The following is a 17,822-nucleotide window of genomic DNA, read 5'->3' on the forward strand; positions in this document are numbered from 1 at the left end:
ATGACACAAGAAAGAGCAATTATTGGCATTCCGATGGGAGATCCAGCAGGGATTGGACCAGAAATTACGATGAAATCTTTAGCAAAGGCTGAAATTTATGATGTATGTAAACCATTAGTAATCGGTGATGCAGCTGTGCTAAAAAAAGCGATTGAAATCGTAGGTGCAAATTTAACTATTAATGAAGTAACGACACCTGCTGAAGGTAAATATGAGTTAGGTACAGTGGACGTTATTAATTTAAACAATATCAATATCGATGAATTACAGTATGGTGAAGTGTCTGCACAATGTGGGCAAGGTGCATTTGAATATATTAAAAAATCAGTGGAGCTTGCAATGGCAGGTGACGTACAAGCAATTGCGACAACACCGATTAATAAAGAATCTTTAAAGGCTGCAAAAGTGCCTTATATTGGGCATACAGAAATGCTGGAAGATTTAGCAGGTTCAGAAGACCCCTTAACAATGTTTGAAGTAAGAGGTATGCGCATTTTCTTCTTAACGCGCCACTTATCATTGAAGGATGCAATTGATGCGATGACAAAAGAGCGTGTGCGTGATTATTTAGTACGCTGTGATAAAGCGCTACAACGACTTGGGGTAGAACGTCGTCATTTTGCGGTAGCAGGCTTAAACCCACATAGTGGTGAAAACGGCTTATTCGGCTGGGAAGAAGTAAAAGAAATTAAACCAGGTATTGAATTAGCTGTAGCAGAAGGAATTGATGCAGTAGGTCCTGTACCAGCAGACTCTGTCTTCTTCCAAGCGCTAAATGGCAAATACGATGCGGTATTATCGCTTTATCATGACCAAGGACATATCGCAGCGAAAATGACGGATTTCCACCGTACTATTTCGATTACAAATGGTTTACCATTCCTACGTACATCTGTTGACCACGGGACAGCATTTGATATCGCAGGGAAAAACATTGCAGAAAGTGTTAGCATGGAAGAATGTATTAAAGTTGCGGCACAATATGCACCGAATTTCACAAAAAATAGCTTATAAAATTACTGTCGGGAACTTCTCCCGACAGTCCGTTTTACCATTAAAATGAAAACACTTACATTCAAGGGGGAAAAGAGATGGATACAGTATCAGGTACGCAATTAATGGCTGGGCTTATACTAGGAGTTATCGTTTTAATTTTATTAGTTTTGAAAACAAAAGTTCACGCATTTTTAGCATTGCTTATTGCTGCATCAATAGCTGGTATTGTGGGAGGAATGGCGCCAGCCGCTGTAGCCGATACAATTTCAGCAGGCTTTGGTAGTACATTAGCTTCTGTCGGTATTATTATTGGGTTAGGCGTTATGATGGGAAGAATACTAGAAGTATCAGGTGCCGCAGAAACCTTAGCCTATGCATTAATTCGCTTTGTTGGGAAAAGAAAAGAAGAATGGGCAATGGGGATTGCAGGCTTTATCGTATCAATTCCGATATTTGTTGATTCTGCGTTTGTTATTTTAAATCCATTAGTGAAATCATTATCGAAAAAAACAGGTAAATCCGTTGTAGCAATTGGTGTCGCATTAGCATCAGGGCTTGTTATTACGCATTCCCTTGTACCACCAACTCCAGGTCCTTTAGGCGTAGCAGGTATTTTTGGCGTTGACATGGGGATTATGATTGGTCTCGGTTTATTATTCGGTATTCCATTAATGATTGTCGGTATTTTATATGCGAAATGGTTAGGCAATAAAATTTATCAATTGCCTGATGAAAACTCAGAAACTGGCTTTGTTCGTCCAACAGAAAAAGTAGGTTATTCAGATTTAAGCGATGCGATGGATAAGCGAGAAAATGACAGAGCATTACCTTCTTTAATGTTATCTTTACTGCCAATTTTAGTGCCAATTATTTTAATTTTCTTAAATACGACTTTAGTTGCTTTAGATTTACAGGAAGGTTTTTATGGAATTTTAATTTTCTTAGGAAAACCAATTATTGCGGTAGCAATCGGTTTATTGTTTGCCATTTACGGGTTGGCAAGAAAAATGCCACGTGGCGAAACACTTGAGCGCATGGAGGAAGGCATTCAGTCAGCAGGGATTATTCTTCTTGTAACAGGTGCTGGTGGCGCATTAGGCTTCGTCTTACGCGAAAATGGCGCTGGTGATTATATTGCCAAAATGGTTGCTGAATTGCCATTACCCGCTATTTTAATTCCTTTCTTTGTAGCGACATTAGTACGACTTGTTCAAGGTAGTGGTACAGTAGCGATGATTACGGCTGCATCCATTTCAGCACCAATTTTATCGCAAATGGATGTCAATATGGCGTTAGCTGCACAAGCAGCTGCGATGGGAGCACTTGTCTTCTCATACTTTAATGATAGCTTATTCTGGGTAGTAAACCGTATGTCAGGCATTACGAATGTTAAGGAGCAAATTTTAGTATGGTCAGTGCCAACGACGTTAATGTGGTTTACAGGGTTAATCGCTCTATTAGTAGCCAATGTATTTATGTAAAGAGACAATTTAACTAAGCTTTGAAAGCTCGAACCTGTAGCGGATTTTTATAAAATCTCGCTACGAGTGTTCGGGCTTTATTTTATCTAGTGGATAGAAGTATGACAATTGTAAAAATTTTAAAACGGTGATATGCCAAATAGTTGCGCTGTGATACAATTGGTATATAAAAATGGGGCTTTAAGAGAGGGGCGAGTAACCTTGGATCATAAAGGTATTTTACTAGAAAGTGGTACTAATGAATTAGAAATCGTAGAATTTGAAGTGGCTAATAATAAATTTGGTATTAACGTAATTAAAGTCAAAGAAATTATTCAGCCAATTCCTGTGACATTTATCCCGCATGTGCATCCACATGTAGAAGGAATCATTCAGCTACGTGGAGAGGTTTTGCCCGTTGTTGATATGTTGAAAGTATTAGGACTTAATCATTTACAGCATGGTCCACAGCAAAAGTATATCGTTGCAGAATTTAATAAACAGCGTGTTGTATTCCATGTGGACAACGTTACACAAATTCATCGTATTTCATGGAATCAAATTGAAAAGCCTTCTGATATGTATCAAGGTGGCGTATCACAGGTTATCGGTGTAATTAAACATAACGAAGAAATGATACTTTTGCTTGATTTTGAAAAAATTATGGTTGATATTAACCCAGATTCAGGTATTAGTGTAGAATCTGTCAAAAAATTAGGGAAGCGTGAGCGCTCTGAGAAAAAAATTATCATTGCTGAGGACTCGCCATTATTGCGCAAGCTGTTACATGATACGATGCATGAAGCGGGCTATGATAATATTGATTTCTTTGAAAATGGTCAAGATGCTTTGAACTATTTAGAAGCATTAGCGAAAGCTGGTGGAAACATCGAAGAGCATGTTCAACTTGTTATTACAGATATTGAAATGCCACAAATGGATGGTCACCATTTAACAAAGCGAATTAAAACAAATCCTGATTTGAAAATATTACCTGTTATCATATTCTCAAGCTTAATTACAGATGATTTGCGACATAAAGGAGATCAAGTTGGTGCGGAGGATCAAATTTCAAAACCAGAAATCGCAGAGCTTATTTTACGCGTAGATCAATTTATTTTGTAGTAAGCACCTATCCAATCATATGTAAATGAAAAGTCGGATGCTTACGAATAGGTATTCCGACTTTTTGAGTTGGATTAGTAATGATGTCGAGACGTAAAAGGCAAGTGACGGATAAGTAGTAAATACGTTAGCTAGGCTGAATAAAGAGAACGAAAAGGAGCAAAAAGTATGAAAGATATGAAAACAGCGATTATTGATATCGGCTCAAATACTGTCCGTCTCGTTATGTATCGCTACAGCAAAAATGAAGGCTTGCGAGAGTTTGGGAATATGAAAAAGGTGGCGCGTCTACGTACATATCTTTTACCAAATGGTGAGATGTCTGAAGAGGGCATTCAACTATTGCAAGATTTATTAGCGTCATTTAAGCAAATATTAGAGGACTATGAGGTGACAGATATTAAAATTGCTGCAACAGCAGCTGTTCGCCAAGCAACAAATAATGCTGAAATTGTTGAACGTATGCAGCGAGAGCTTGGGATGACCCTTGATATTTTAACAGAGGAAGAGGAAGCATACTTTGGCTTTGTAGCTGTAGTAAATTCAATGGTTACGCCATCAGCTATTACAATTGATATCGGTGGCGGTTCAACAGAAATTACGTTATTTAAAAATAAAAAGCTACTAAAAACGCATAGTTTTCCATTTGGAACGGTATCTCTTAAGCAAAACTATGTCAATAATACAACGATTACGGAAGAAGAAAAACAACAATTACGCAGCTTTTTGCGTGCGCAATTTATGTCGCTACCATGGATAGTTGATACGAATCTACCTGTTATTGGTATTGGGGGAAGTGCACGTAATATTGGGCAGGTGCATCAGCAACAAATTGGCTATCCAATCTCAGACGTACACCATTACGAGCTAACTAAACAGAATATTGACACATTAAAGCTAGAGCTTGGCGGCATGAGCTTTGAACAGTTGAAACAATTAAACGGTTTATCAGCCGACCGTGCAGATATTATTGTCTTAGCGCTTGAAGCATTTGCGGCATTAATGGATGTAGTGAGCTCAAAGCATTTTCAGCTAAGTAAAAAAGGACTGCGTGAAGGCTTAATTATTAATCGAATTGCGGGAAGCAATTCAACTGCATTTGATAAATATAATGTATTTAATATTAACGCACGACGTATCGCCTTTGAATATGGGCGCTCTGAAGAGGAGGCCTTGACACTCAGCAGCTTAGCAGAACAATTATATCGAGAAGCATGCCTGTTAGAATTATTTCATTACAATGAGGAGCATTTAGAGCTTGTTACACGAGCAGCGAAGCTTTATGCGATTGGGGAGTATATTGAGCTAGATTCAGCAAGTCAGCATACATTTTACTTAATTTCAAATCAATCGATTCCAGGAATTACACAAATCGAACGTATTAAAATAGCGCTTTTAGCCTCCTATAAAAATAAGGAGTATTTTGAACGCTTTATACAGCCATTTACAACATGGTTTTCCAAGGAAGAGCAAAAGGCTTTACGAGATTTTGGCGCATTACTGAAATTCATTTACGGATTAAACATTTCAAAAAGAAATATCGTGCGCAAAATAACATTGGAAAGAATGGGAGAGGAAATTGTAGCGATTGTCACAACAGAGCGAAATGCTGTTGCGGAGGAATATCAAGCAAACAGACAAAAAAAGCATCTTGAGCGCCTATTTAAACGTAATTTAATAATTAAATTTGAAGTAGAAGGACGGGATGAATAATGTCAACAAATATTAGCGCAAATGAAATGAATAATAATCTTGAAAATGTCAATACTACATTATCGAAAGAAACTTTGCTTGAGGAAATTAGCAAGCCTCAATATTATAATAACAGAGAGTTAAGCTGGCTAGCTTTTAATGAGCGTGTATTAGAAGAGGCAGAAGATACGAATAACCCATTATTAGAGCGCTTAAAATTTTTGGCTATTTTCAGCTCGAATTTAGATGAGTTTTTTATGGTGCGTGTAGCGGGATTACAGGATCAAGTAAGAGCAGGCTTCCATAAAGCAGAAAATAAATCGGGCTTAACACCTAAGGAGCAGCTAACTAAAATTGCTGAGCGCACACAAGCATTGGTGCGTCGACAAATGGAAATATACCGCCACTTGATTGATGACCTACTATCACAAGAAAATGTCTTTATTCGTGATTTAAAGCTACTAACAGCAGAGCAAAAGAAATATATTAATGAATTATTTGAAGAAACGATTTTCCCTGTTTTGACACCTATCGCTGTAGATGCGTATCGCCCATTCCCAACTTTATTAGGTGGGACGCAAAACTTGCTTGTGATGCTAGAGAGCAATACAGATGTAGAGCTTGAAAATGTAGATAAAGTAGCGATAGTACAAGTACCATCAGTGTTAGAGCGCGTTATTAAAGTACCTAGTCATAATGATGAAACCGTTTATGTGTTGTTAGAAGATGTCATTACAAGTCATATTGATAAGCTATTTTTCGGCTATAAAGTGAAATCTTCACAAGCTTTTCGCCTAACGCGCAATGCAGATTTAACAATTCATGAGGAAGGTGCACAGGACTTATTAGTAGAAATTGAAAAAGAGCTGAAAAAGCGCAAATGGGGCGTTGGTAGCCGTCTTGAAGTACGCGATGGAGAAATGAACGACGATGTGCTTGAATATTTATTAGAGGAATTCGAAATTGAAGAGTCTGATGTATTTAAAATTGATGGACCGCTTGATTTAACATTTATGTTCCCCTTTGTGAAGGCAATTTCTCCAGGGCTTGAACATCTAATGTATGAGAGCTTTATCCCACAGCCGCCACAAGATTTAAGCTCGGATGAAAATTTATTCGAAAAAGCATTAGTGCAAGATTTATTTTTCCATCATCCATACGAATCATTCGTGCCGATTGTGGACTTTATTATGGAAGCAGCCAATGACCCATCTGTCCTAGCAATTAAGCAAACGCTATACCGGGTAAGTGGAAATTCGCCAATTATTCAAGCGTTGAAGCAGGCGGCGGAAAACGGCAAGCAGGTGACTGTTTTAGTGGAATTAAAGGCGCGTTTTGATGAGGAAAACAATGTACATTGGGCAAAGCTTCTTGAACAAGCAGGCTGCTTAGTGATTTATGGAATGAACAATTTGAAGACACATTCTAAAATTACGCTAGTTGTTCGAAGAAGAGCTGGAAAAATTGAGCGCTTTGTGCATTTAGGAACGGGAAACTATAATGATGCGACAGCTAAAATATATACCGATATGGCCATTATTACATCGAATAAAGATTTTGGCATAGATGCAACAAACTTCTTCAATTATTTGAGCGGTTATACAGAGAAACCAAAATTCAATCATCTAGTCGTATCGCCATACGATATTCGCGATGAATTTATTCAATTAATTGATGAAGAAATTCGTTGTCATAAAGAGCATGGGAATGGCTTTATAAAAGCAAAAATGAACTCATTAACAGACAAAGATTTAATGTTAAAGCTATACGAAGCTTCAATAGCAGGTGTCAAAATAGAGTTAATTATTCGAGGTATTTGCTGCTTGCGACCAGGTATTAAAGGTGTGAGTGAAAATATTTGTGTAACGAGCATTGTGGGACGCTTTTTAGAGCATTCACGTATTTTCTGGTTCTATCATAATGGAGCAAATAAGCTATTTTTATCATCGGCAGACATGATGACCCGCAATATGGTTAATCGTGTAGAGATTTTATTCCCAATCTATTCGCTTGATATTAAACAGCGTATTATGGATATTATGGATTTACAATTAAGCGATAATCAAAAGGCACGTATTCAAGATGCGAATGGGAAATATCATTATAAAGAGGGACATACGAGCGTAGAACGTATTAACAGTCAGGAATCGTTTTTAAAAGAGGCGATTGGTACAGTGAAACTTGACGAATAGGCAATCGCGCAATAATAGTTGTCTGGAGGATTCGATAACAACATGATACAACATAATGTAAACAATTTATTCGAAAAAGTTATTCAGCTAAATCCATTTGATGCAGTTGTTGTTTTAAAGCATGTTGAACAAAAATATATTGTTCAACATGCAAATTGTAAGGCACTGCGTTTATTTAATTGCTTATTCGAAGAAGAAATGGGTGCAGAACAGTTTTTTCATCAAATTAATTGGTTTGAAATGCAGCAATTCATTTCACAAAATGATCAAGAAATTAAAAGAATGAAATTGGACGATGTGGATATAGCTGTCGTTTTACAAACAATTGTGGAGCAAGGTGAGGAATATGTAGTTGTCACTATACGTTCTTTAATTGCATCACCAATGATGGACGAGCAAGGCTTGCATATGATTGGCTCAGCCTACTATGATGAATTAACAGAGCTTTATAATCGTAGAGCATTAAATAAGCAATGGACAGATGAGGAACGTTTCAAAAAAACATCCAATGTTGCATTATTACTCGTGGATTTAGACCGCTTTAAAAAATTTAACGAATCCTTAGGAAAGCAACGTTCTGATCAACTATTATTTGAAGTAAGTGAAAGATTTAAAAGCTTGCGCAGCGAATATTGTGAAGTATTTCGACATAATGGAGATGAGTTCGTCATTATTTTCAATTATGAAGAACTGAATGAAGTAGAAACGATTGCCTATAACATTTTGCAAAGCTTGCAAGAACCATTTATCGTCGATGAACAAGAATATTTTGTGACGGCTTCCATCGGAATTGCTATAGCAAAAACTGTGGATAGAGATTTAGATACCTTGCTCCATCAAGCAGATCAAGCGTTATTTTATATGAAAAACAATGGCAGAGGACATTATTGCTATTATCGTGAGGAGCTTAATCATTATTTCCCGAATGAAGCCTTAATGGAGGCACATTTACACAGAGCGATTGAGTTAAATGAGTTAATGATTTATTTTCAGCCCCAGGTTAATTTAGAAACAAATAAAATAGACAGCTTTGAGGCATTAATACGCTGGGAAAATCGCAAATTTGGCATGGTGTCACCAGCACAGTTTATTCCGATTGCCGAATCCTCAGGCTTAATTATTAGCATCGGTGAATGGGTGCTAGAGCGTGTTTGTCAATATCAAAAAGAGTGGCGAGAATGTGGATTCAAGCCTGTACGGGTAGCAGTCAATATATCACCAAAGCAGTTTAAGCAAAAGAGCTTTGTAAAACGTATTTCAGCTTTATTGAAAGAATATGCTATTGAGCCAAAATATTTGGAGCTAGAAATTACAGAGAGCTCTATGACAGATTTGCATGAAACGACATCTATTTTAAAGCGCCTAAAGGAAATTGGTGTTTATGTATCAGTAGATGATTTTGGTACAGGCTATTCATCGCTTAGCTATTTAAAGGAATATCCGATTGATATTATTAAAATTGATCAATCCTTTATTGTAGATATCGAAAAGGATCAGAAAAACAAAGCGATTGTTGAAACGATTATCTTGCTTGCTCAAAACCTAGGATTAGAAGTGATTGCAGAAGGTGTTGAGGAAAGTGGACAAGAGCAATTTTTAAGGGAAAATAACTGTCAAAAGGTACAGGGCTATTTATATAATCGCCCGCTACCTGCAAAGCAAATTGTGGAGCAATACTTTCATTAAAAGGGCTGTGTGAAAAGATTTTTCTTTTCGCTCAGCCTTAATCCCTATGTATACCTTCTTTATTGTGTATTTTTATTTTGGTTCATAGTAATATAATAAGTAAGTATAGATGATAAAGGTTTCACTATGCTTTGAAAATGAATCACTATTCATTATAAGGGGGATTTTGTATGTTGCAGCAAAAAACAATAATCATTACTGGTGGCTCTAGCGGGATGGGGCTTGCAATGGCGAAGCAATTTGTACAAGAAGGAGCAAATGTTGTAATCACAGGGCGTGATGTGGAGCGATTAGCAAAAGCAAAGGAGGAAATTACCGTATATGGTAAGGCGATCGAAACATTTCAAATGGATGTGCGTGAGCCTGAGCATGTAAAAGCAATGCTCGCTTTTGCTGTTGAGAAATTTGGACAAGTGGATGGACTTGTTAACAATGCAGCAGGTAATTTTTTAGTTCGAGCAGAGCAATTATCACCAAACGGCTGGAAAGCGGTTATCGATATCGTCTTAAACGGTACGTTTTATTGTTCGTCAGAGCTAGGGCGCTACTGGATTGAAAATAATATAAAAGGCTCCATTTTAAATATGGTTGCGACATATGCTTGGGGAGCAGGTGCAGGTGTTGTTCATTCAGCAGCAGCAAAAGCAGGCGTCTTATCGTTAACACGCTCATTAGCCGTTGAATGGGGTGGACAGTACGGAATTCGTGTCAATGCCATTGCACCTGGACCGATTGAGCGAACAGGCGGAGCAGATAAGCTATGGGAATCAGAGGAGCAAGCACGTCGTACAATTGAATCCGTTCCGTTAAAACGTCTTGGCACACCAGAAGAAATTGCCAATTTAGCAACGTTTATTTTATCGGATAAAGCTGGGTATATGAACGGTGAATGTGTAACACTAGATGGCGGTGCATGGTTAAATCAATTTCCATTTTAGCTGAATAGATTTTAGCTGGAGTAGCGCATACTAACAAAAAACGAAAGGAGTGTTTTTGTTGGGTATATGGCTTTATCCAGCTATTATTACAGGCGTTTTATTACTTGCATGGAGCTATTATGTGACGATGCGTGTAGCAAAAGAAACGGAGCAACAAGCAACTACGGAAGATACGCCAATTCATGAAGCAATTAAAGACCATCCGTTTTTGTTAAATCCAATTATCGTCATGTACTTTATTATGAACCTGTTTTTAGGAATTATTATTTTTTATTACTGGGCAACGACAAGCTATTAGAAAAAGGGCTGTCTGAATGTGGATGCAATGTTCCACGTTCAGACAGTTTTTTCATGGGAACTTCTCCGCCCTTCGCATAGTCATAATGAAATAAAGTATGATATGATAGTAGTAAGGGTGCGATTCTGGAGAAAGAACGCAAAAAGGAGTTATGATGTCATGATTTCAATAAACAACAAAGCTATACTTGACATGCCAATAGCTGAGCTAGTTATTCCAGCAGAGAAGGTTGCACATGTCCAAAGTGGTAATAGCGCAGAACATGGCTTGCTAGTTTTGACGAAAACAGGTTATTCGTCCGTACCAGTATTAGATGTAAAGTATCGTCTACAAGGCATGTTGAGTACAAAGATGATTACAGAGGAGATTTTAGGATTAGAGCGAATTGAATATGATCGGCTTGCTTCAATTAAGGTAGAGGATGTAATGGATCAGGAAATTGCCTATTTAAAAATAACGGACACTTTCCGTAGGGCGTTAGATTTAGTCATCAATCATGCATTTCTTTGTGTTATTGAGGAGGATGGTACGTTTGCAGGGATTATGACACGTCGAGTTATTTTAAAGCAGCTGAAAAAACATATTTATTCAAATGAACTATAGACAAACACGAGAGGCTGTTAGGAAGTGTGAAACTTTCTGGCAGCTTTTTGATGAATGGAGTGAAGTGAATGACAGCGACAGAGGCTGAAATTATTAAAATACTGGCAGAAGAGCGCAACATGCGCAAGGCCGCAGAGCGTTTGTTTCTAACGCAGCCTGCATTATCTCAACGACTGCAATCAATCGAAAAAGATTGGGGAATACAGTTGTTTTTGCGCTCCCCTAAAGGCTTAGCACCAACCCCTGCTGGCGAGCTTGTCATTCAATATGCGATTGATTCGATAGCGAAACGTGAAGAAGTTTTCGAAACGATTCAAGCATTGAACTCAAAGGTACATGGTACATTGAAAATCGCCTGCGCCTCCATTGTAGGGCAAAATTGGTTGCCGAAAGTGCTAAAGGATTTTGTGACGCAATATCCAGATGCGAAAATCTCATTAATGACAGGCTGGAGCTCTGAAATTGTCAAGGCACTTTATGAGGGAGAGGCCCATGTTGGCATTGTACGTGGACAAGTAGATTGGAAAGGCAAAAAGCTGCATTTATTCCGTGATATGATGTATTTTGTCGATACTGAAATTACAAATTTACAGGAAATCGAAACGACTGATCGTCCGTTTATTCAATTTAAAAGCGACTCGAATTATTATCAAGAAATTCAGCAATGGTGGCAGCGTCATTTTCATTCCAATCCTCGCCATCAAATCGTCGTAGACCAAATTGAAACATGTAAGCAAATGGTGATGAATGGCATTGGCTATGCGATTTTACCATCCATTACATTGAACGGTGCGGAACATATGAATAAAATCCCGCTAACGAACACAGAAAATGACTTAGGCTTAACACGTGATACATGGTTAATTGGCTATGAATCTTCCTTTGAGCTACGTCAAGTAGCCGCCTTCGTAGAATTAGTTCAAGATCGCGCGAGATGTTTATATGAATATAGATAAAGGCTATCGAAAAGTGCTACTTTCTCGGTAGCCTTTTAGCATAAAACGGAAAGTGCTTTATGTAACAAAGTGCCTTATATTACGTCTAATAAATAAATACCTTAATATTCTGTTTTTTTGGAGATAATATGAAGCATTTCTTAAGAATTTCTGAAAATTTCATAATTATGGGAACAAACGGCAATAAAAAACGTATAATTATGTATAGTAACTAATGAAAAGGGGTTGAGTTTTTGAAACAGGTAAAGATTGCAGCATACATAGCAGTCATGATGCTCATGGTCAGCATGTTTTTCCCAGCTGGACAAGCGAGTGCAGCACCTGCATTAGAAGTAAATGCGAAAGCAGGGATTAATGGCAAAGCAAAGCACATGCAGCCGACGCCTTTGTATGTGACGATTAAAAATAGCGGAGATGATTTTAACGGGGATATGGTGATTAATGCCTCCTATTCCTATGAGGCAGCTACAGCACTTGTTATTCCAGTGTCTATTGCGAGCGGTGAGGAAAAAACATTTGAATTATATTTAAATGGATTAACAGATTACAGCTACTCAGATGAGGAGATATTCACCTTCTTTGAAGGCGGAATTGAAAAGGATAAGAAAGTAAAATATAAAGGAACGAAGCGTCTACAAACAAATTTTTTAGACCCAATGTCGACGTTTATTTTTACTGTTACAAACAGCAGTGACCGTCTTGGTGAATATATCAAGCTATCGCAATATTCAATGAATAGTCAAATGGAAGTATTCCACTTAAATCAAATTAAAGAATATACATTGCCAGAGGACCCACTAGGCTTGTCTATGGCGAACATTATAGTGTTTGATGAAGTGTCCATTGCAGATTTGTCGCAAAAGCAGCAAGATGCATTACTAAAATGGGTACAAAATGGTGGTACGCTTGTGGTTGGTGCAATGGAGCAAATCAATACAGCGGCTGGCATTTTTAAGGATTATTTGCCATTAACGTTATCAAATGAAATGGTAACGGTGCCAGCAGAAGCGTTATCAGCTTTAGCCAATGGTGGGGATTTTTCAGCCTCTATCCAAGCATATGCAGCGACGATGAGTGAAGGCAGCTTGCCTATATTTGCTGATGGAGACAATGTGCTTGCAGCGAGCAAAAAAGTAGGTAGTGGAGAGATTATTCAATCGGCCTTTTCACTAGGGGATGAGCCGCTTGCCTCAATGGATGGTTATGCAGCGTTAACAGCAAAGCTATTTAATCTCCAAAAAATTTCTAATTCTAATAGTATGGGAATGTACAATCAATCACCATTGGAACGAATGATGTACGATATGCGCTCGTTTAATGAATTATTCCCGTCATTCGAAGTATCGATGGGCTTTACGTTAATCGTTATTATTATTTACATTATTTTTATTGGACCTATTCTTTACTTTGTTTTGAAAAAACTAGACAAACGTGAGCATGCTTGGTGGGTTATTCCTTTCGTCTCAATTGTTGTTTCCATAGCATTGTTTATTATAGGGGCACAAGGGCGTATTATGCAGCCACAGGCACAGCAATCAGCTATTTATAAAGTCAATGAAGATGGTAGTGTAAATGGTCATTATATTGAATCCATTTTAACGAATCGCGGTGGAGATTTCATTATTAACACAGATAAAAATACAACTGCGATGGCCTTACGCAATTACGGTAGATTTACAGGAGCAGCGAGCAATTTATATGAACATGCCTATATTAAGGAGCATGCAGATGGTACGACACTAACATTGCGCAATTTAAGCTACTGGTCTGTGCAATCTTTTGCGGGTGCCACAGCAAAGCAGGATGTTGGCAAGATGGATATTGATTTAACATTAAAAAATGAAAAGCTAACAGGTACAATTAAAAATAATTTCCCATTTGATTTAAAGGATGTCACATTACAATCAGGCTTAAAGACAGTTGAATTAGGTGATATTGAAGCAAATGGCACAATGACAGTTGAAAAAGATGTGAAACTAACAACATTGCAGCAGCCGATATATTATAACCAATCAAACTATACTTACCCAACAACAAAAGAAGATATCGATCCAATCCGAATTGAGCGTTTACAAGCAATGACAGACTCCGTCTCAGCACAAGATAATCAGCCAATTATTAGCGCATGGGCTGAACAAGCATTAGTAGGTGTAGAGATGGAAACAGGAGCAAATATGTCAGCGATTTCTTATTTTGTACAGCCATTTGAAGGGAAAGTGGAATTAACTGGACCGTTTACAATGAAGCAAAGCAATTTAAACTATGATGTGCTCCCTTTAACAGTCAATGGTTATTTTGAGCCGTATGATCGACAAATGAACAAATGGTATTTATCTGATGGATCATATGAAATCATCGTTTCATTGCCATCTAATTTTACCGAGCATATTGAGAAGCTTGATGAAATAACGATTACCAATAAAGATACAATTAATATGAAGCTAGCCGTTTGGAATAATAAAACGGAAAGCTATGAGCCTTTAGAGCAAAATAAAGTACAGTTAACAAGCAATGTTGAAGATTATATGAATGACTTTGGTGAAATTCGTTTAGAGGCAATCTTTACGACAAATCAGGGTGGAATTGACACAACATTACCGAATATTGAGCTGAAAGGAGTGGCGAAATAATGATTGAAATTCAAAATTTAACGAAAAAATATGGCTCCTTTATTGCATTAAATCAATTAAATTTAACATTAGCTGAAGGAACAGTATTCGGTTTTGTTGGGGCGAACGGTGCTGGGAAATCTACAACCTTTTCGATTTTAGCAACATTGCTTTCACCTACTTCTGGAGATGCGCTTATTAATGGAAAAAGCGTTGTTAAGGAGCCAAAAGAGGTGCGCAAGCAAATTGGCTATATGCCTGATTTTTTCGGTGTTTACGATCAATTAAAGGTAGATGAATATTTAGATTTTTATGGAGCGAGCTATGGTATTGCGGCAGCAGAGCGGGCTATTTTAATTCCACAGCTACTGGAGCTTGTTAACTTAATGAGTAAGCGTTATGAATATGTGGATTTATTATCGCGTGGGATGAAGCAACGATTATGCTTAGCGAGGGCATTGATTCATGACCCGAAAGTGCTGATTTTAGATGAGCCTGCATCAGGTTTAGATCCACGTGCACGAGTGGAAATGCGCGATATTTTGCGCAATTTAAAAACGATGGGTAAAACCATTTTAATTTCCTCACATATACTGCCTGAATTAGCGGAAATGTGTGATGAAATCGGTGTGATTGATAATGGTAAGCTCATTGCACATGGCAATGTTGCGACAATCCAAGCGCAGCTTCAAGGTGAGAAGCGCATTGTGATAAAAGTGACAGAGCGCTTGCAGGAAGTGCGTGCCTTTTTAGAGGAAGACCCAAAAATATCTTCAATTGATTTAATCGAAAGCAAGCTAGAAATCGAGTTTAATTATCGTGGGACAGATGAGGAGCAAGTTGCATTGCTAAAAAGAGCTGTTTTAGCAGATTTACCAATCTATGCTTTAATTGAGGAAGAGAAAGATTTAGAGGATGTCTTCATGGCAATTACGAAAGGAGCGGATACGGAATGATGGAACGCTTATATAATCCAGTATTTGTGAAGGAGCTGAAGCTGCGTTTCCGTTCCTTTAAAAGCTTCTCAGGCTTAATCTTTTACTTAGCGGTTTTAACGATTTTTATTGCAGGCTTTTTATTAATTACAACAGGCTTTACAGGTAAAGGGTTTTTTAGACCCGATACAAGCTTTATGATGTTTGCTGTATTAACAATTATTCAAATGGCACTTGTACTGTTTATTACGCCAAGCCTAACAGCTGGAGCAATTAGCAGCGAGCGTGAAAAGCAAACATTAAATATTTTGCTGACAACAACACAGAGCTCTATGCAAATTATTGTTGGTAAATTGCTATCATCATTAGCATTTCTTGTATTAATGCTCGTAGCAGGCTTGCCATTATATAGCTTAGTATTTTTATTCGGCGGTGTATCGCCATCACAGATTGCATCAATCTTTTCCTTTTATTTACTAACGGTTGTAGCGATTGGAAGCATCGGTGTTATGTTTTCAACGATTACGAAAAGAACGATTGTGGCAATGATTGCGACATATGGCTCTATCATATTTTTAGGAGGTATTACGGCGTTTTTCTTCTTCATTACACTAGCATTTAGCCAGATGGGGGTAGCAACAGGTTCTACGCAATCCTTTATGGCTTATTTCTGGGCATCGATTAATCCAGGTGCATTAATATTGACGCTAATTGAGCCTGAAATGGGCAGAGGACTAGCGGAGCTATCAGGAATTAAACTACCAGTTTGGGTAACCTATTTAATTTTTTATAGCATTATTATTGTACTTTGCTTAACGCTTGCCATTAAGAAATTACGTGCCAATATGAAGAGCAATCGATAAGGAGGGATGGATATGGAGCAGCGTAAGCAATTACGAAGCTATATTCAACGTGCAAAAAGAAGTTTGTTATTAGAAAAAAGCATACCGCTTGCGCAATATGGCTTCTTTTATGGCTTACTTGCGAGCGCTGTCATCATGATTGTTTCAAGATTATTCGTTTGGCCTTATTATCGCCAAATTGCCCTTGCAGCTTTTGCTGTCGGACTTGTTGTGACACTTGCCGTCATATGGTGGAAGCGCGTACGTGAGCAGGAGGCTTTATTTAAGCTCGATAGCTATTTTGCGCATAATGAGCTTGTGACAGCGCTGTCTTTTAAAAATGACGAGGAGCCTTTAGTGCAATCGTTGCTACAAAAGGCATGGCATAATATGGAGCAGGCCTTTACAGCATTTAAACAGCGCGAAAAAAATTTGTTTCAACCTAAAGCGTTTATTGGATTAGTACTCACTGCGTGCTTGTTAGCGGTTATGTATATGTTTCCTGCTAAGCCGCAAATGGAGGCAATCGAAGCAGAAAAAGAGCGTGCCATTATACAAGATATAAAAAAGGAAGTTGCGCAGCTAGAGAAAAAGGCTGAATCCAAGGAAGTAAAAGAGCAGCTAAAGGAATTGCAAAGCAAATTAAAGGATTCGAAAACAGCTGAGGAAGCATTGCGCGAAATGGTGAAAAAGCAGAAGGAGCTCGCATTAAAAGAGCAGCAACTAAAGGATAAGCAAACGGCAAAGGAAAATGGTAGCGAAACAGGTGAAGGTTTAACAGAGCAGGAAGTGGAGCAACTAAAAGAATTAGCTAAAACTCAGCAGCAACTAGCACAAAATGCGAATGCTACACAAACGACAATGGGCAAGCTTGGAAAGCCTTTAAGTAAATCTTTACAAAATTCAATTGCTAGCGCCAACAATGCGAATAGTACAAATCAAAACAATCAGTCCGGCAATCAAGGACAACAAGGACAGTCTGGTCAACAGGGGCAAACGGGGCAACAAGGTCAAGCAGGTCAGCAAGGACAGGCGGGGCAGTCAGGTCAGCAAGGACAAGGTAGTCAACAAGGGCAGGGTGGTCAGCAAGGTCAAGGAAACCAACAAGGACAAGGCAAGGGGCAAGGTCAAGGCTCAGGTTCGGGTCAAGGAAATGGTAATGGGCAAGGTCAGGGACAAGGAACAGGTCAAGGACACGGCAAAGGTGCAGGAACAGGGCAAGGAAGTCGCGATTTAGTAACGGTTCCTGAGCGCATCGGTGGCTCCAGTGAAACGACAACTGATGGAGGGACATTAGGAGAAGGAACACATGTTGAGGAGCGAGAAGCGGATGGCCTGGTTTTAAAAGGAAATATTCGCCCATATGAAGAAGTAGTTGGCACATATAAAGATAGCTATTTAGAGAGCTCGGAGCGTTTACAATTACCGAAGGATTTGCAATCGGTTGTACAATCGTACTTTACGTCAATCGAGTCGCGCTAGGAGGAAAT

The 17,822-nt window shown here is 38.3% G+C and carries 14 protein-coding genes; all 14 read left to right on the forward strand.

The features are described from left to right. The 14 genes from pdxA to M3Z76_RS08175 all read left to right on the forward strand — a co-directional run bounded on the left by pdxA (position 1) and on the right by M3Z76_RS08175 (position 17,814). Positions 1–1,014 (forward strand): 4-hydroxythreonine-4-phosphate dehydrogenase PdxA, encoded by a 1,014-nt coding sequence (gene pdxA / locus M3Z76_RS08110; protein WP_293922322.1) that lies wholly within the window; start codon positions 1–3, stop codon positions 1,012–1,014. A 77-nt stretch (positions 1,015–1,091) separates the two neighbouring features. Continuing rightward, positions 1,092–2,477, forward strand: a complete 1,386-nt coding sequence (locus tag M3Z76_RS08115) for a GntP family permease (RefSeq protein WP_293922324.1) — start codon at positions 1,092–1,094, stop codon at positions 2,475–2,477. A 201-nt stretch (positions 2,478–2,678) separates the two neighbouring features. Continuing rightward, complete coding sequence (locus M3Z76_RS08120; RefSeq protein ID WP_293922326.1) at positions 2,679–3,581, forward strand: chemotaxis protein; 903 nt, start codon at positions 2,679–2,681, stop codon at positions 3,579–3,581. A gap of 168 nt (positions 3,582–3,749) precedes the next feature. Beyond that, the gene (locus M3Z76_RS08125; protein ID WP_293922328.1) at positions 3,750–5,294 is read left to right on the forward strand and encodes a Ppx/GppA phosphatase family protein; all 1,545 of its coding nucleotides are present in this window, start codon (positions 3,750–3,752) and stop codon (positions 5,292–5,294) included. Continuing rightward, complete coding sequence (locus M3Z76_RS08130) at positions 5,294–7,465, forward strand: RNA degradosome polyphosphate kinase (protein WP_293922330.1); 2,172 nt, start codon at positions 5,294–5,296, stop codon at positions 7,463–7,465. The genes M3Z76_RS08125 and M3Z76_RS08130 overlap by 1 nt, the downstream gene beginning before the upstream one ends. A gap of 42 nt (positions 7,466–7,507) precedes the next feature. Then, complete coding sequence (locus M3Z76_RS08135) at positions 7,508–9,151, forward strand: putative bifunctional diguanylate cyclase/phosphodiesterase (RefSeq protein WP_293922332.1); 1,644 nt, start codon at positions 7,508–7,510, stop codon at positions 9,149–9,151. Between the two features lie 170 nt (positions 9,152–9,321). After that, the gene (gene fadH / locus M3Z76_RS08140) at positions 9,322–10,089 is read left to right on the forward strand and encodes a 2,4-dienoyl-CoA reductase (protein ID WP_293922334.1); all 768 of its coding nucleotides are present in this window, start codon (positions 9,322–9,324) and stop codon (positions 10,087–10,089) included. 58 nt (positions 10,090–10,147) lie between these two features. Continuing rightward, on the forward strand, positions 10,148–10,387 hold the full coding sequence (locus tag M3Z76_RS08145; protein WP_319836985.1) for a short-chain dehydrogenase: 240 nt from the start codon (positions 10,148–10,150) through the stop codon (positions 10,385–10,387). Positions 10,388–10,546: 159 nt separating this feature from the next. After that, complete coding sequence (gene cbpB / locus M3Z76_RS08150; RefSeq protein ID WP_293922338.1) at positions 10,547–10,990, forward strand: cyclic-di-AMP-binding protein CbpB; 444 nt, start codon at positions 10,547–10,549, stop codon at positions 10,988–10,990. Positions 10,991–11,058: 68 nt separating this feature from the next. Beyond that, positions 11,059–11,946: a transcriptional regulator CcpC gene (locus tag M3Z76_RS08155; protein WP_293922340.1), complete on the forward strand. Its 888-nt coding sequence runs from the start codon at positions 11,059–11,061 to the stop codon at positions 11,944–11,946. A gap of 233 nt (positions 11,947–12,179) precedes the next feature. After that, positions 12,180–14,576 (forward strand): DUF7408 domain-containing protein, encoded by a 2,397-nt coding sequence (locus M3Z76_RS08160; protein WP_293922342.1) that lies wholly within the window; start codon positions 12,180–12,182, stop codon positions 14,574–14,576. After that, positions 14,576–15,511: an ABC transporter ATP-binding protein gene (locus M3Z76_RS08165; RefSeq protein ID WP_293922344.1), complete on the forward strand. Its 936-nt coding sequence runs from the start codon at positions 14,576–14,578 to the stop codon at positions 15,509–15,511. Before M3Z76_RS08160 ends, M3Z76_RS08165 begins: the two co-directional genes overlap by 1 nt. Continuing rightward, on the forward strand, positions 15,508–16,353 hold the full coding sequence (locus M3Z76_RS08170; RefSeq protein ID WP_293922346.1) for an ABC transporter permease: 846 nt from the start codon (positions 15,508–15,510) through the stop codon (positions 16,351–16,353). The genes M3Z76_RS08165 and M3Z76_RS08170 overlap by 4 nt, the downstream gene beginning before the upstream one ends. A 12-nt stretch (positions 16,354–16,365) precedes the next feature. Further along, positions 16,366–17,814 (forward strand): hypothetical protein, encoded by a 1,449-nt coding sequence (locus M3Z76_RS08175; protein WP_293922348.1) that lies wholly within the window; start codon positions 16,366–16,368, stop codon positions 17,812–17,814. Positions 17,815–17,822: the final 8 nt, after the last annotated feature.

The organism is Metasolibacillus sp. (genome assembly GCF_025291715.1).
Taxonomy (GTDB): Bacteria; Bacillota; Bacilli; order Bacillales_A; family Planococcaceae; genus Metasolibacillus; species Metasolibacillus louembei.

Coding starts and splice junctions, on each gene's coding strand:
- pdxA (WP_293922322.1), top strand. CDS start 1: ATGACACAAGAAAGAGCAATTATTGGCATTCCGATGGGAGATCCAGCA.
- M3Z76_RS08115 (WP_293922324.1), top strand. CDS start 1,092: ATGGATACAGTATCAGGTACGCAATTAATGGCTGGGCTTATACTAGGA.
- M3Z76_RS08125 (WP_293922328.1), top strand. CDS start 3,750: ATGAAAGATATGAAAACAGCGATTATTGATATCGGCTCAAATACTGTC.
- M3Z76_RS08130 (WP_293922330.1), top strand. CDS start 5,294: ATGTCAACAAATATTAGCGCAAATGAAATGAATAATAATCTTGAAAAT.
- M3Z76_RS08135 (WP_293922332.1), top strand. CDS start 7,508: ATGATACAACATAATGTAAACAATTTATTCGAAAAAGTTATTCAGCTA.
- fadH (WP_293922334.1), top strand. CDS start 9,322: ATGTTGCAGCAAAAAACAATAATCATTACTGGTGGCTCTAGCGGGATG.
- cbpB (WP_293922338.1), top strand. CDS start 10,547: ATGATTTCAATAAACAACAAAGCTATACTTGACATGCCAATAGCTGAG.
- M3Z76_RS08155 (WP_293922340.1), top strand. CDS start 11,059: ATGACAGCGACAGAGGCTGAAATTATTAAAATACTGGCAGAAGAGCGC.
- M3Z76_RS08165 (WP_293922344.1), top strand. CDS start 14,576: ATGATTGAAATTCAAAATTTAACGAAAAAATATGGCTCCTTTATTGCA.
- M3Z76_RS08170 (WP_293922346.1), top strand. CDS start 15,508: ATGATGGAACGCTTATATAATCCAGTATTTGTGAAGGAGCTGAAGCTG.
- M3Z76_RS08175 (WP_293922348.1), top strand. CDS start 16,366: ATGGAGCAGCGTAAGCAATTACGAAGCTATATTCAACGTGCAAAAAGA.